Origin of the sequence: Streptomyces sp. AC1-42W, from assembly GCF_003248355.1 — a bacterium.
GTDB lineage: Bacteria > Actinomycetota > Actinomycetes > Streptomycetales > Streptomycetaceae > Streptomyces.
In genome coordinates, this window is the sequence record NZ_QKWY01000001.1 from 395,494 (window position 1) to 409,803 (window position 14,310).

Genomic DNA, 14,310 nt, shown 5'->3' on the forward strand with positions numbered 1-14,310 from the left:
AAGGGGTGTACGCCTGTGCCCGCACTTGTGCTGCTCGGTGCTCAGTGGGGTGACGAGGGCAAGGGAAAGGCCACCGACCTCCTCGGTGGCTCCGTGGACTATGTGGTGCGCTACCAGGGCGGCAACAACGCCGGCCACACGGTGGTCGTCGGCGATCAGAAGTACGCACTGCATCTCCTCCCCTCCGGCATCCTGTCACCGGGATGTACCCCCGTCATCGGCAACGGTGTCGTCGTCGACCCGGCGGTCCTGCTCTCCGAGCTGAGTGGGCTGAACGACCGCGGCGTGGACACGTCGAAGCTGCTGATCAGCGGTAACGCTCATTTGATCACCCCGTACAACGTCACCGTCGACAAGGTGACGGAACGGTTCCTCGGCAAGCGCAAGATCGGCACCACCGGGCGCGGTATCGGCCCGACGTACGCCGACAAGATCAACCGGGTCGGCATCCGCGTCCAGGACCTCTACGACGAGTCGATCCTGGAGCAGAAGGTCGAGGCGGCGCTGGAGCAGAAGAACCAGCTTCTGGCCAAGGTCTTCAACCGGCGCGCCATCGAGGCCGGCAAGGTCGTCGAGGACATGCTCCAGTACGCGGAGCAGATCAAGCCGTACGTCGCCGACACGACGCTCATCCTGAACAACGCCATCGACGAGGGCAAGGTCGTCCTGTTCGAGGGCGGCCAGGGCACGCTGCTCGACGTCGACCACGGCACGTACCCGTTCGTCACCTCGTCGAACCCCACCGCGGGCGGCGCCTGCACCGGGGCCGGTGTGGGCCCGACCAAGATCACGCGCGTCATCGGCATCCTCAAGGCGTACACCACCCGCGTCGGCGCCGGTCCGTTCCCGACGGAGCTGCACGACGAGGACGGCGAGGCGCTGCGCCGGATCGGCGGCGAGCGCGGTGTCACCACCGGCCGTGACCGCCGCTGCGGCTGGTTCGACGCGGTCATCGCGCGGTACGCGACGCGGGTCAACGGCCTCACCGACTTCTTCCTCACCAAGCTGGACGTGCTGACCGGCTGGGAGCAGATCCCGGTGTGCGTGGCGTACGAGATCGACGGCAAGCGCGTCGAGGAGCTTCCGTACAGCCAGACCGACTTCCACCACGCCAAGCCCGTCTACGAGATGCTGCCGGGCTGGTCGGAGGACATCACCAAGGCGAAGACCTTCGGCGACCTGCCGAAGAACGCCCAGGCGTACGTGAAGGCGCTGGAGGAGATGTCCGGCGCCCCGATCTCCGCCATCGGCGTCGGCCCCGGCCGTACCGAGACGATCGAGATCAACTCCTTCCTGTAGTCGCGGGAATGTGCGGAGGGCCGGGGCGGCGGTTGAGCCCCGGCCCTCCGGCGTATCGGGACCCGCCGCCCGGTGTGTGCGGGCCGAAGGAGCAGGCTGGTCTAGACCTTGACAGGTCCAGACCAGCGACGGTTGGGTGCAGGGTGCCCGTACGGCCCGCCCGCCGAGGTGTGCGGCGAGCCATGCCCGTCCTCGTCGAAGGAGTGAGCAGCTCTGAACCGCATCAAGAGCATCCTGACCGTACTGAGCGCGGTCGTCGCGACCGCGGCCTTTCTGCCCGGCGCCGCCACCGCCGCGCCGGCCGCCCCGGACACCGTCGCGTCCGAGGCGTGCGCACCGCTGTGGAAGTCCTCGACGGCCTACAAGGCGGGCGGCACCGTCTCGCACCATGGCCGGAACTGGACGGCGAAGTGGTGGACGCAGAACGAGAATCCTGGCGCCACGAGCGTCTGGGCGGACGACGGCGCGTGTACGGGGGGAGTGTCCGACTTCGTCATCAGTGAGGAGGAGTTCGACGAGATCTTCCCCAAGCGCCACTCCTTCTACACCTACCAGGGCCTGATCGACGCGCTGCACGCGTACCCGCGCTTCGCGAACACCGGGACCGAGCAGACCAGGAGCCGCGAGGCGGCGGCCTTCCTGACGCACGCCGACTTCGAGTCGGTCGGGCTGCAGTACGTGAAGGAGATCAACGAGGACAACTACTGGATCAAGTGCGACTACAGCCAGCCGTTCGGCTGCCCGGCGGGCCAGTCCGCGTACTACGGGCGCGGCCCGATCATGTTCAGCTGGAACTTCAACTACAAGGCCGCGGGCGACGCACTCGGCCTCGACCTGCTCAACGACCCGTGGATGGTGGAGCGCGACCCGTCGGTCGCCTGGCAGACGGCGCTCTGGTACTGGAACACCCAGAACGGCCCCGGCACCATGACGTCCCACGAGGCCATGGTGGGCGGCGCGGGCTTCGGTGAGACGATCCGCTCGCTCAACGGCGCGCTGGAGTGCGACGGCGGCAACCCCGGCTCGGTGCAGGCGCGGGTCGCCAAGTACGAACACATCACGGATGTCATCGGCGTCGCCCCGGGCTCCGGCCTCACCTGCTGACGCTTTCTCAAACCCCGGAACGGCCGCGGTCCCGCATCGCGGACAGGTTCCGGGGTTTTCCGCTCCTTGGGGTCAATTTGCTGGTCTAGACCTTGACAGGTCCAGACCAATCACGCTTGAGTGACCGCAACCCCCCACAGCGGCGCACCGCGACGATCCGTGCGCCGCGACGAAGGAGTGTGCAGATGTACCGACGCATCATGGGCCTGCTCGCCGCGCTGGGCGCGGTGGTCGCGGGACTCGTCGTACTCCCCGCCACCACGGCATCGGCCGCCGACTGCGCTGCCCCCTGGAGCGCCAACTCCGTGTACACCGGCGGCGGCACCGCCTCGTACAACGGGCACAACTGGACCGCCAAGTGGTGGACGCAGAACGAGAAGCCCGGCAACTCCGACGTGTGGTCCGACAAGGGCGTGTGCGGCGGGAACGACGGCGGCACGGACCCGGGTGACCCGGGCACGCCTTCCGACTTCGTGGTCACCGAGGCGCAGTTCAACCAGATGTTCCCCAGCCGCAGTTCCTTCTACACGTACAGCGGGCTGGTCGACGCCTTGGGCGCCTACCCGGGCTTCGCCAAGACCGGCAGCGACACCGTCAAGAAGCAGGAGGCCGCGGCCTTCCTCGCCAACGTCAGCCACGAGACCGGCGGGCTGGTGTACGTCAAGGAGCAGAACACCGCCAACTACCCGCACTACTGCGACAGCAGCCAGCCCTACGGCTGCCCGGCCGGCCAGGCCGCGTACTACGGCCGCGGTCCGATCCAGCTCAGCTGGAACTTCAACTACAAGGCCGCGGGCGACGCGCTCGGCATCGACCTGCTGGGCAACCCCTACCTGGTCGAGCAGAACTCCGCCGTGGCCTGGAAGACCGGCCTCTGGTACTGGAACACCCAGAACGGCCCCGGCACCATGACCGCGCACAACGCCATGGTGAACGGCGCCGGTTTCGGTGAGACGATCCGCTCCATCAACGGCTCGCTGGAGTGCAACGGCGGCAACCCCGCCCAGGTCCAGAGCCGCATCACCAAGTACCAGGCGTTCGTGCAGATCCTCGGCACCACGCCCGGCTCCAACCTGAGCTGCTGACCGACGAATTCACTCGTGTGGGGGATGCCCCCGGCCTCGTGGCCGGGGGCATCCCCCACCGCGTTGATGCTCCTATTGGCTGTCAAGCGGCGGTGAGCCAGTCGCGGTAGGTGTTGGCGAGGTCGTCGTCTCGGCGGATTCCGCGTTCGAGGGTGGAGATCGTGGCGGGCCAGACTCCGAAGTGGCGGGCCGCTGCGGTGAGGGTGATGTTCTTCGACTGCCGAAGAGGCCGCAGGTCGGCGATGCCTGGGACGGTGACCGTGGTGGTCAGGCAGCGGAACATCTCCCGGACGATGGCCCGTTTCAGGAGCCGGATGATCTCTTTCTGGCTCTCCTGTCGGATCCGTGGGTCATCGGTTCGCGGGTTGACGTCCTGGTAGGTGGGGTCGGTGTCCGCCGAGGCTGAGCATGGCGAGGGCGATGAGGGCGGTGGGGTTCTTGAAGCCGAAGGCGATGCGGGTGATGAGCCGGATCTTGGTGTTCATCGATTCGACGAGTCCGTTGGACAGGCCGTGCTCGGCCGCTGCGGTGATCGCGTCCCAGTGCCGGACGATGGAGCGTTGCAGGTCGACGAAGGCGTCGATGCGGCAGCGGCGGGCCCACAGCACCCAGTCCCACAGAGCCTCGGGGGTGTCGGTGCCGGACTTCAGGGCGAGACGGAGTCCCTCCTTCAGGAGGTAGGCGCGGTGGAGGACGGGATGGGCCTTGGCGACGAACTCCAGCTGGGAACGCTGGTACTGCGTGAGATCTTCGGGGTTCTTCCACAGCGCGAAGCGGGCCTTCTTCAGCGACTTCGATCCCGGCGTGGCCCGGCCCTTGCCCTTGCGCTCGGCGTTCCAGACCTCACGGCGCACGACGTCCAGGGCGTCGGTCGCCCACTTCACCGTGTGGAAGGGGTCCATCACGCGCACAGCGTCGGGGCAGTGTGCGGCAACCGGGCCGGTGACCCAGTCCGCCGCGTCGGCCGACACATGCGTGATCCCCGCGGAGCGTTCAGGGCCGAGGAGGTCGAAGAACTTGTTCAAGGTGGCCCTGTCCCGCCCGGGTTCGGCCCACAGCAGACGGCCCGAATCATGGTCCACGACGACAGTCAGGTACTTGTGCCGCTTCTTGTAGCTGATCTCGTCGATCCCGATCCGCCGCAGTCCGGCCAGCCGGTCGGCCTGCGCCTCGGCATCCGACCAGACCCGGGCGACCACGGCGCCGACCGTGCGCCATCCGATCCGCATCAGCCGGGTGACGGCCGTCTTCGAGCAGCAGGTGGCCAGCCAGGCGGCCTGCGCGTCGAAGGCGTAGGTGTGGCCGGCCCGGTGCCGGGCCCAGGGCACCGCCGCCACGGTCACCCCGTGCTCGGGGCAGGACACCCGCGGCGCGTCGGCCTCGATGAACGCCTTGAGTACCCCGACGTCCAGGGCCCGCCAGCGACGGCGTCCCTCTCCGGCGTCGTACTTCGCCGCCTTGCGGCCGCACACCCCGCACCGCTGCCGCCGTCCCCGAGCCGGACGGGCATGAGCGACGATCACCAGATCGTCGCCGCTGTCGGCCTCCTCGGCCTCGACCTGCTCGATCACCGTCTTTTCGACATCGAGCAGCCTGGCCCATATCCTCGTGTTCCGCACGCCGTACCTGGTTCTTCCGTTTCGTACCTTCAGCAGTCGAAACGTACTCCGGGTGCGGCGTGTTCTGCGCATACCCCCAGGTCAGCGACCCACGGAAGCGACAGGAGAGCCCTCTTTCTTGGTCCGGCCGGCGGCCGTCTGTCGTGCCACGTAGTCGCGGGTGCGGGGGTCACTGGACATGCGGACCAGGGCGATGCGGTAGAGGGCGGCGTTGGCTGCCCGGTCGCCGCCTCGTGAGAGGCGGTGCCGGTTCGTGCGGCCGCTGGAGGCGGGGACGGGTGCGGCTCCGCAGAGGGCGGCGAAGGACGCTTCGGTCCGCAGGCGTTCGGGATTGCCTCCGGCTGTGACCAGCAGCTGGGCGGCGGTGTCGGGGCCGACGCCGTAGGCGGCCCGCAGCCCGGGGTTGTGGGCGGTGACCTCACTGTCGAGGGCCCGGGTCAGGGCATGGTGTTCGGCGGTGAGTTCCTTGACGCGTCGGGCGAGGCTCTTCAGCGCGGTGAGGACCGCGACGTGGACCGCGTCCCCGGCCGGTCGCAGCCGGGCCAGGGCGTCGGTCCGGTCGGCGCCCTTGAGCTGCCCGAACCTGGCGCGGATGCTTTCGGGTGCGGTGACGAGGATGTGGGTGATCTGGTTGAGAGCGGCGGTGCGTGCCTTGACGGCTGAGCGGGCGGCGTTGTGCAGGGCGCGTATGCCGGTGACGGTGTCGTCCTTCGGCGCGCTGGAGGCCCGTCCGGACAGGGCGGCGCGGGCGGCGGCGTAGGCGTCGATGGGGTCGGACTTGCCGATGCGGCGGCGTTCTGCCCGGTCGGGCCGGTTGACCTCGACGACGTCAAGGCCCGCCGAGCGGGCGGCGCGGGTGAAGCCGGCCCCGTAGGAGGCGGTGCCTTCCACTCCGATCGCGTTCACGTGGCCGTGGGCGCCGAGGAAGGCCAGGGCCGCGGCGTATCCGGCGGCGGTGGTGGCGAACTCGGCGTCCGCGAGGTGACCGCCGTTGTCGCTGATGACCGCGACGTGAACGGTGTCGGCGTGGGAATCGACCCCGCCGAACACGACCTTGTCCGTGGTGTCGTCCGCGACCGCTGATGTCATGCTGATGCTGCCTTCCAGCCGAAGGTAGGCGCCGGCCGGGTGGCGCAGACAGGACATTGAGGGGGCTTCTGACCAAGCTCCTATCAGGTCATGTTCCGCCCGGCCGGAGCCATGAGAACGGGTCCCGGCAGCCGGACAGAACAACACGAAGACAGCCCAGCAGGGCGTCAGTCAGTGGTCGAGCCACGACCACCGGGACCTGAGTATCAGCATCAATGTCAGTGGTGGCCTCTAGCGTCGGAATCGTCAGCGGCACAGGCGGTCGGCGCACGAGGAGAGGTCACCACGATGGAATTCAGGATCGAACGCGGCGAACTGACGAACGCCGTGGCCTGGGCCGCCCGCGTGCTGCCCACCAGGTCGCCCGTGCCCGTCCTCGGCGGCCTGTTGCTGGAGGCGGCGGACGACAGGCTGACCATCTCCGGCCTGGACTACGAGGCGTCCGCCCGCATCGAGGTCGGCGCCCGGACCGGCCGGCCGGGAAAGGTCCTGGTCATGGGCCGCCGGCTGCTGGACGTGTGCAAGGTGCTGCCCGAGGGGCCGGTGGAGTGCGCCGTCGAGGGCTCGCGGTTCACGGTGAAGGGCGGGGACGCCGGCTTCGGCCTGTCGGTCCTCCCGCTGGACGACTACCCCGCGCTGCCGCCGCTGCCAGAAATCCTCGGCGAGGTGGACGGGCAGGAGTTCGCGGCGGCCGTCGCCGATGTGTCGGTGGCCGCCGGCCGGGACGACACCCTCCCCACGCTCACCGGCATCCGCCTGGGCCTCGACGGCGAGCGGATGACCCTGGCGGCCACGGACCGCTACCGCTTCGCCGTCCGAACGCTCGACTGGCGTCCCGCCTCGCACGGCGTCACGGCGGACGTCGTCGTCTCGGCCCGCCGACTCAGCGAGATCGCCCGCTCGGTCGGAGCCCGCCCCGGTACGGTCCGCCTCGCCCTGGACGGCGGCTCGGCCGGCTTCGAGCGGGAGGGCATGCGCACCACGGTCCGGCTGCTCGACGGACGGCTCCCGCGCCACGACAAGCTGTTCCTGCTGAACGGGCCGGTCAGCGCGGTGACGGAGCTCGAACCGCTGATCGAGGCCGTGAAGCGGGTCGCGGTGGTGGCGGACGGCGACAGCCCCCTCCAGTTCGCCTTCACCGCCGACTCCGTCCTGCTCCAGGCCGGTTACGAGGACGACGTCGCCTCCCAGCGGCTGCCCGCCGCGCTTCTGGGCGCCGACGAGATCACCGTCGCGTTCAACCCGTCCTACCTGATGGACGCGCTGGCCTCCTTCGACGCCCCGACAGTCCGGTTCCAGCTGATGGGCCAGGGCCAGCGCGCCATGCTCACCGGCCACCCGGACCACGAGGACGCGGCCGCCGCCGCGGACGGAGCGGGGGACACCGTCCACCAGCACCTGCTCATGTCCGTCCGGCCGCTGGTCCAGTGAGGACGGGGGCGCGGACGGCCGGTGACGGCCGTCCCGCCCGGCCCGGCGGCCCGTCAGCCGGTCTTCGTGTACGTGAGCTTCTCGCCGCTGGACGTGTTCTCACGGCTCAGCCGGCCGTCCGGGAGCAGGGTGAGCGTGGTCGGCGCGCCCGGAGAACAGGAGGCCGCGGGCTCGCCCTCCGTCACGGTGGAGGGGCCGATGTCGACCGACTCGCCCTCGGCGGCCTCCTCCGTCAGCGCCGCCTCGAAGACGCAGTGGTAGGTGCCACCGCCGGCGAGCGGGCCCTCGGCGGTCAGGGTGAGCACGGTTTCGCCCACCTCGCCCTGGCGGATGACCAGTTCACGGGTGGAGTGCCCGGTGGCGTTGTCGATGCTGCCGGACCAGGAGCCCAGGTAGCCCTCGGGGATGCCGCCCTCCGCATCGACGTCCGGCGACGGGCTCGTGGAGATGTCGGGGGAGGGGGAGACCTCCACGGTCTCGGTCGGGGTGGGGCCGGTCGAGCGGGTGGGCTTCGGCGCGGGCGCGTCGCCCCTGTCGTTCATGAGCGCGTAGACGGACCCGCCGGCCCCGATCGCGACCAGTACGGCGACGACGATCAGCGCGATGGTCGAGCCGCTGCGCCTGCGGCCCGGCTCCGGGGCGGGGGCCGGATGCTGGGTGCCGGTGGGGTAGCCGGGGCCGTACGGCGGTGTGGAGCCGGGGCCGGGCTGCTGGGGGAAGCCGTAGGGGTAGCCGTGGACCGGACTCGGCTGCTGCGGGTGGCCGTAACCCTGGCCGTGCTGGGGCTGCTGCGGGGGGCCGAAGCCCTGGGCCTGCTGTGGCTGGACCGGCTGCTGCGGGTAGCCGTAGCCGGGCGGTGGCGCGGGCACGGCGACGGGCGGCGGTCCGCTCGGCGGGGTGGCGGGCCCGGCCGGGGCGGGGAGCGCGTGGACCGGGCCGGGCGCGGGCTGCGCGGGAGCCTGCGGCGGGACGGCCGGCCCGGCCGGGGCGTCGAGCACCTCGGTGGCGGGCTCGGCGGAGGACGCGCCTGGTACGGCGGGCGGGGCCGACTTGCCGAGGAGTACGCCGCCATCCGGCCCGAACCCGGCCGGCACCGCGTCCTCCGGGTCCTCCGAGTCCAGCAGCTCCACCGCGTGGCGGCCGAGCTGGGCGATGAGCGCGCCCGGCAGCCAGGGCTCCGTGCCGGTGTCGCCGTCCGCCAGCAGCGCCAGCAGGTCGTCCGTGGACGGTCTGGCCCGCGGGTCCTTGTGCAGACAGCCCCGTATGAGGTCGTCGAGGCCCGGGGTGACGCCGGTCAGGTCCGGGTCCTCCTGCGCGATGCGGAACAGCAGGGCGTGCATCTCGTTGGCCGCGGCGCCGAAGGGCAGCCGCCCGGTCAGGGCGTACGTCAGCACCGACCCCAGGCAGAACACGTCGCTCGCCGCGCTCACCCACTCGCCCCGCACCTGCTCCGGGGACATGAAGCCGGGCGAGCCGACCAGTGCGCCGGTCCGGGTCAGGCCGCCGTCCGTGACGGTGTCCAGGGCCCTGGCTATCCCGAAGTCGATGACGCGCGGACCGTCGATCGTGAGGAGGATGTTGGAGGGCTTCAGGTCCCGGTGGATGAGACCCGCCGTGTGGATGTCCTTGAGGGCGTGCGCCAGCCCGGCGCCGAGAATGCGGACGGACCGCTCCGGCAGCGGCCCGTACGTGCCGGGGGCCTGCCCGGACGCGGCGCCGGACCGGCCGGAGACGGTGGTGTGCAGGGAGGGCCCGGCGACATATCCGGTCGCGACCCACGGCACATCGGCCTCGGTGTCCGCGTCCAGCACGGGCGCGGTCCACCGGGAGCCCACTCGGCGGGCGGCGCCCACCTCCTGGCGGAACCGGTCGCGGAACTCCTGCTGGGCGGCCAGCTCCTCGCGTACGAGCTTGAGCGCGACCGTGCGGCCGCGGTCGGAGCGGGCCAGGTACACCTGGCCCATCCCCCCGGCGCCGAGGCGCCCCAGCAAGCGGTACGCCCCGATGCGCTGTGGGTCGGTGGACCCGAGCTTCTCCATGGTGTGCGGCCTCCCCCGTACGACAACACGCCGGACGGGGACGAGAATAGCGGCGTGGATCGGCCCGCCGGGGCCCCTCCGGGGCTCCGGTCCGGTACGGCCCCGGTCTAAGGTGACCCGGTACCGAATGGGGGAGGGGCGCCATGTGCGCGAGCGGAGCCGTCACCCGCAGCACCCTGCGGCAGCAGATCGCGGACGCGCTGCGCGACGAGGTGCTCGCAGGGCGTCTGCTGCCGGGGCGGGAGTTCACCGTCAAGCAGATCGCCGAGCAGTACGGGGTCTCCGCGACGCCCGTCCGCGAGGCGCTGTTCGACCTGTCCGCGCAGGGACTCCTCGAATCCGACCAGCACCGGGGCTTCCGGGTGCACCAGTTCTCGATCGCGGACTACCGGGCGATGGTGGAGGCCCGCGCCCTGGTCATGGACGGGGTCATCCGGGACGTCTTCCACGACCCCGTCCCGGAGCGGCGCGGCGACTACCGGGACGCGCTCGTCTCCGTACGGCGCCGGGCCGAGGAGGCCGCCCGCGCCGCGCGCGGCGGTGACCTGGACATCCTGATCGGCTACGACCTGCGCTTCTGGCGGGAACTGGGCGGGCTCATCGGCAACGGGTACATCAGCGACTTCCTGCAACGGCTGCGCGTCCAGGCCTGGGTGTTCGCCGTGCCGTACCTGCGGGGCGACGCCGACCTGCGGAACTGGCTGTGGAACGGCCACACCGACCTGGTCGCCGCGATCACGCACCGGGACCGCGACGCCCTGCGGACGGCCATCGACGACTACAACAGCCATGCGCTGAACTGGGCCGACCGCCTCTCCGAACCCGGCACGGCCGCGGGGGGCCCCGGAGCCGGTGGCTGAACCCCGCCCCCGCTCGGGACGCAGGTCACGGGCGACCACTGTGCGTGCGGTGCCCGCCGCATTACGCTGTCCCGACCACCGCACGCCCCCGATGGAGAGCGAGACTTCGTGGCCTGTGACCTGTGGCTGGTCCCCCTCGTCGATGTGCTGTGCCAGAGCCCCGACAACCCGTTCGCCGAAGAGATCGCCCTCTACGACAAGGCCCTGGGCGAGGCGGGACTCCCGCCCGTCCCCGTCTACGCCTACATGCCGGGGCTGACCGGGGACGTGGCCCCGGTGGCCGGCTTCGACTACGACGCGCTGCATCTGCTGCGCCGCGCCTATCTGCTCCAGCTCAGCGGCCTCGCCGTCGCCCCGGTCGACGAGCTGGGCGGCGACTACGAGCAGTTGCTGGAGATGTTCGAGCAGACGGCCCGGCAGTCGCACCTGGTGTGGCACTTCGACCACGCGGGGGCGTACGTCCCGCTCGACTTCGCCGCCCCCGTCTCCACCGACGACCTGCTGGCGGCGGGCGGCCCGCTCGGTTCGGCGCACGGGCTGCTGCGGGAACTGGAGTTCGTCGCCCCGGCCCTCGGCATCGACCCGGCGAACCCGCCGGCCGCGCCCCTGCCGCCCGCGGCCCCCACCGAGCTGGAGGAACCGGCGAACTCCGTCCCGTACGACGACGATCCGTTCGCCCGCGAGCGCCACGTCTGGCTCGGCCTGCACGCGGCGGTCACCCGCAGCCTCGCCCAGGGCTCGATGATCGTCTTCAGCTGACCCGGCCCCGGAGCCCCGCACCGGTCAGCGCGGGGACTCCGGCGGCCGCTGCCGCGGCATGTTCGGCCGGCCCATCGACTGGAGCGGGAAGCGGTGCGTCGTACCCGGCTCGGGGCGCCCGTTCCCCGAGCCGCCGGAGACCAGGGCCTGCATCCCCAGCGGCGCGGGACCGGCCCGGAACTCCACCATCCAGTCGGCCGTCTCCGACCGGACCAGCTCCGTGATGTCCTCGGAGAAGCGGCGCAGCACGCCCAGACAGCGCTCGGTCGCCTCGCTCGCCGTCCCCTCGGTCGGCCCCAGCACCTCTCGTACGCACTCCGAGGACCAGTCGAACCGCAGCACCTGGAGCCTGCGCTGCACGGCCTGCGCCGTCGCCAGATTCCTTATCCAGCCCGAGGTCAGTCCGAAGTACCGGTCGCACGCCATGCAGGCGGCGCCGAGCAGCAGCGACAGGTAGCCCCAGCCCGCCGCGCCCTCCAGCGCTCCCGTCAGGTCGAGCAGCGGCAGGGCGGCGCCCGCGACCACCCCGGCCGCGGTGCCCAGCCGCAGCGCCCTGGCGGCCCGCCGCTTCCACAGCCGGTCGTTCAGATACCAGTCGGCGGTGCGCAGGGCGTCCGCCTCCAGCCAGCGGTAGAGCTCGTCCAGCCGCTGGGACGGTTCGCCCCAGTCGCCCAGCGGGAACGGCTCCCCGGTCAGGTCACGGCCCCGCCCCGCGCGGCTCCCGGCGCCGGAGCCCGTGCCGGAAGGAGCGGCCGCGCCCGCCTGACCGGGCGTGCCGGACTTGCGGGGCGGCACTTCGGGCTGCATCTCCGGCTGACTCACCGGGGTACTCCTCTGCATGCTGCATATAGCGACGCGTGCTCTCGACCGCGTACTCGACGACGGGGCGGACCCTGCTCTGCTCCCTGGCTGCTCCATGCCTCCGGACGCGACGGGCAGTCCCCCGTGCGTAACCATGCGTGACGGGAAGTATGCGCGTGCGTACCGGGGCGCATGCCCTTCCTACCGCCGAATGGTGGGCCGTGGGATCGAAATCGCGGTATTCCCGCGTGCGTACGGCCTCTGGTCAGGTATAGGAGTCCCGGCACCACTTCCCGGATCTCACTCGAAAGAGTTGCGTCCCGGCGGGTGGGGCGTACCGCCCGGTGACCACGTAGGCTCGGCGTACCGAAACATTTGTCGTCGAAATGCCTGGAGTGACCGTGATTCCCGGTGGTGGTCAGCCCAATATGCAGCAGCTGCTGCAGCAGGCCCAGAAGATGCAGCAGGAGCTGGCGCGGGCGCAGGAGGAACTCGCCAGGACCGAGGTGGACGGTCAGGCGGGCGGCGGCCTGGTCAAGGCGACGGTCAACGGCTCGGGTGAGCTGCGCGGCCTCGTGATCGACCCGAAGGCGGTGGACCCGGAGGACACCGAGACCCTCGCGGACCTCGTCGTCGCGGCGGTCCAGGCGGCCAACGAGAACGCCCAGCAGCTCCAGCAGCAGAAGCTCGGGCCGTTGACCCAGGGCCTGGGCGGCGGCGTGCCCGGCCTGCCGTTCTGACCGGCCGTACACCCGAGGCCGCCGACCGCATACCCAAGAGCGTACGTAGCCCCTACGGTACGTACCACGACTCAGCCGACTCAGTCAGGAAGGCGTTCCGTTGTACGAAGGCGTGGTTCAGGACCTCATCGACGAACTGGGCAGGCTGCCCGGCGTCGGTCCCAAGAGCGCGCAGCGGATCGCCTTCCACGTCCTCCAGGCGGAGCCCACGGACGTGCGGCGCCTCGCCCATGCCCTCCTGGAGGTCAAGGACAAGGTCCGCTTCTGCGCGGTCTGCGGCAATGTGGCCCAGCAGGAGGAGTGCGGCATCTGCCGCGACCAGCGGCGCGACCGTTCGGTCATCTGCGTGGTCGAGGAGCCCAAGGACGTCGTCGCGATCGAGCGGACCCGTGAGTTCCGGGGCCGCTACCACGTGCTGGGCGGGGCGATCAGCCCCATCGAGGGCGTCGGGCCGGACGATCTGCGCATCCGCGAGCTGCTGGCCCGCCTCGCGGACGGCTCCATCACCGAGCTGATCCTGGCGACCGACCCCAATCTGGAGGGCGAGGCCACCGCGACGTACCTGGCGCGGATGGTCAAGCCGATGGGCCTGCGCGTCACCCGGCTGGCGAGCGGCCTGCCGGTGGGCGGCGACCTGGAGTACGCGGACGAGGTCACCCTCGGCCGCGCCTTCGAGGGGAGGCGGCTGCTCGATGTCTGAGGCGCCCGCCACCGCGGCTCACAAGGGCTTTATGTTCCGCGCGGTTATCGTCTACCCACCGTCTCCGACCGTGCACACGGGAGGTCTCCTCGATGTCTGACGCCACGTTGAACACCGTCACCCAGGACCCCGGCGACTTCGCGGTCCAGATCGCCGACCAGATCAAGACGTTCATCGTCGCGGTCACCGAGGTGTCCAGGGTCGAGGAGCCGGAAGAGGCCGTTCCGGTGCTGCTCCTCCAGGTCTCCCAGCTCCTGCTGGCCGGCGGCCGGCTCGGCGCGTACGAGGACATCCTCCCCGACGAGCGCTACGAGCCGGATCTCGGCGCCGAGCCCGACGCGGACGGCCTGCGGGAGCGCTTCGCGGCCCTCCTGGAGCCGATCGACGTCTACTCCGAGGTCTTCGACCCGTACGAGCCGCGCAAGGCCCCCGTCGCGGCCCGTATCTCCGACGACCTGGCCGACCTCGTCACCGATCTGCGCCACGGCCTGGCTCATTACGAGGAGGACCGCACCACGGAGGCCCTGTGGTGGTGGCAGTTCTCCTACTTCTCCAACTGGGGCTCCACCGCGTCGGCCACCCTGCGCGCCCTTCAGTCCCTGATCGCCCACATCCGCCTCAACCAGCCCCTCCAGGAGCTGGACGGCCTGGACACCGACCAGGACGCCGGCGACGAGGACCTGGCCGAGGAGGCGGGCCGCGTCATGGTCGAGGAGATCGCGGGCCCGCTGGGCCTGCGGCCGGTGAAGTAGCGGGAGGCCCCGGCCGGCCTCCGGGGGCCGGT

At 71.1% G+C, this 14,310-nt stretch carries 14 protein-coding genes; 9 read left to right on the forward strand and 5 right to left on the reverse strand.

The features are described from left to right. The first annotated feature begins 15 nt into the window (after nt 1-15). The 3 genes from DNK56_RS01825 (at nt 16) to DNK56_RS01835 (ending at nt 3,488) form a co-directional block, all read left to right on the forward strand. Nucleotides 16-1,299, forward strand: a complete 1,284-nt coding sequence (locus DNK56_RS01825) for an adenylosuccinate synthase (protein WP_111329959.1) — start codon at nt 16-18, stop codon at nt 1,297-1,299. Nucleotides 1,300-1,512: 213 nt separating this feature from the next. Continuing rightward, the gene (locus DNK56_RS01830; protein ID WP_199563940.1) at nt 1,513-2,403 is read left to right on the forward strand and encodes a glycoside hydrolase family 19 protein; all 891 of its coding nucleotides are present in this window, start codon (nt 1,513-1,515) and stop codon (nt 2,401-2,403) included. A gap of 185 nt (nt 2,404-2,588) precedes the next feature. Further along, entirely contained in the window at nt 2,589-3,488 is a 900-nt protein-coding gene (locus DNK56_RS01835; protein WP_111329961.1) for a glycoside hydrolase family 19 protein, read from the forward strand. An 82-nt stretch (nt 3,489-3,570) separates the two neighbouring features. Here DNK56_RS01835 and DNK56_RS01840 read toward each other — a convergent pair whose 3' ends face one another. The 3 genes from DNK56_RS01840 to DNK56_RS01850 form a co-directional block, all read right to left on the reverse strand. Further along, nucleotides 3,571-3,771, reverse strand: a complete 201-nt coding sequence (locus DNK56_RS01840) for a helix-turn-helix domain-containing protein (RefSeq protein ID WP_111329962.1) — start codon at nt 3,769-3,771, stop codon at nt 3,571-3,573. 67 nt (nt 3,772-3,838) lie between these two features. After that, entirely contained in the window at nt 3,839-5,107 is a 1,269-nt protein-coding gene (locus tag DNK56_RS01845; RefSeq protein WP_111329909.1) for an ISL3 family transposase, read from the reverse strand. Nucleotides 5,108-5,188: 81 nt separating this feature from the next. Then, on the reverse strand, nt 5,189-6,253 hold the full coding sequence (locus DNK56_RS01850) for an IS110 family transposase (RefSeq protein WP_111329963.1): 1,065 nt from the start codon (nt 6,251-6,253) through the stop codon (nt 5,189-5,191). Nucleotides 6,254-6,484: 231 nt separating this feature from the next. Here DNK56_RS01850 and dnaN point away from each other — a divergent pair, with 231 nt between their 5' ends. Further along, entirely contained in the window at nt 6,485-7,627 is a 1,143-nt protein-coding gene (dnaN, locus tag DNK56_RS01855) for a DNA polymerase III subunit beta (RefSeq protein ID WP_111329964.1), read from the forward strand. A 53-nt stretch (nt 7,628-7,680) separates the two neighbouring features. Here the strand turns inward: dnaN and DNK56_RS01860 are convergent, their stop codons facing one another. After that, nucleotides 7,681-9,666 carry a protein kinase domain-containing protein gene (locus tag DNK56_RS01860; protein WP_111329965.1) on the reverse strand — a complete coding sequence of 662 codons (1,986 nt, stop codon included), beginning with the start codon at nt 9,664-9,666 and terminating at the stop codon, nt 7,681-7,683. A 143-nt stretch (nt 9,667-9,809) separates the two neighbouring features. Between DNK56_RS01860 and DNK56_RS01865 the strand changes: the two genes are divergently transcribed. Next, a complete protein-coding gene (locus tag DNK56_RS01865; RefSeq protein WP_111329966.1) occupies nt 9,810-10,526 on the forward strand; it encodes a GntR family transcriptional regulator in 717 nt (238 codons plus the stop codon). 108 nt (nt 10,527-10,634) lie between these two features. Beyond that, a complete protein-coding gene (locus tag DNK56_RS01870) occupies nt 10,635-11,285 on the forward strand; it encodes a hypothetical protein (protein ID WP_111329967.1) in 651 nt (216 codons plus the stop codon). Between the two features lie 24 nt (nt 11,286-11,309). Here DNK56_RS01870 and DNK56_RS01875 read toward each other — a convergent pair whose 3' ends face one another. Then, complete coding sequence (locus DNK56_RS01875; protein ID WP_111329968.1) at nt 11,310-12,092, reverse strand: SLATT domain-containing protein; 783 nt, start codon at nt 12,090-12,092, stop codon at nt 11,310-11,312. A gap of 395 nt (nt 12,093-12,487) precedes the next feature. Between DNK56_RS01875 and DNK56_RS01880 the strand changes: the two genes are divergently transcribed. The 3 genes from DNK56_RS01880 (at nt 12,488) to DNK56_RS01890 (ending at nt 14,278) form a co-directional block, all read left to right on the forward strand. Continuing rightward, nucleotides 12,488-12,826: a YbaB/EbfC family nucleoid-associated protein gene (locus tag DNK56_RS01880; RefSeq protein WP_111335347.1), complete on the forward strand. Its 339-nt coding sequence runs from the start codon at nt 12,488-12,490 to the stop codon at nt 12,824-12,826. Between the two features lie 100 nt (nt 12,827-12,926). Next, nucleotides 12,927-13,526 (forward strand): recombination mediator RecR, encoded by a 600-nt coding sequence (gene recR / locus DNK56_RS01885; protein ID WP_018514171.1) that lies wholly within the window; start codon nt 12,927-12,929, stop codon nt 13,524-13,526. A 92-nt stretch (nt 13,527-13,618) separates the two neighbouring features. Further along, nucleotides 13,619-14,278 carry a DUF5063 domain-containing protein gene (locus tag DNK56_RS01890; protein WP_111329969.1) on the forward strand — a complete coding sequence of 220 codons (660 nt, stop codon included), beginning with the start codon at nt 13,619-13,621 and terminating at the stop codon, nt 14,276-14,278. Nucleotides 14,279-14,310: the final 32 nt, after the last annotated feature.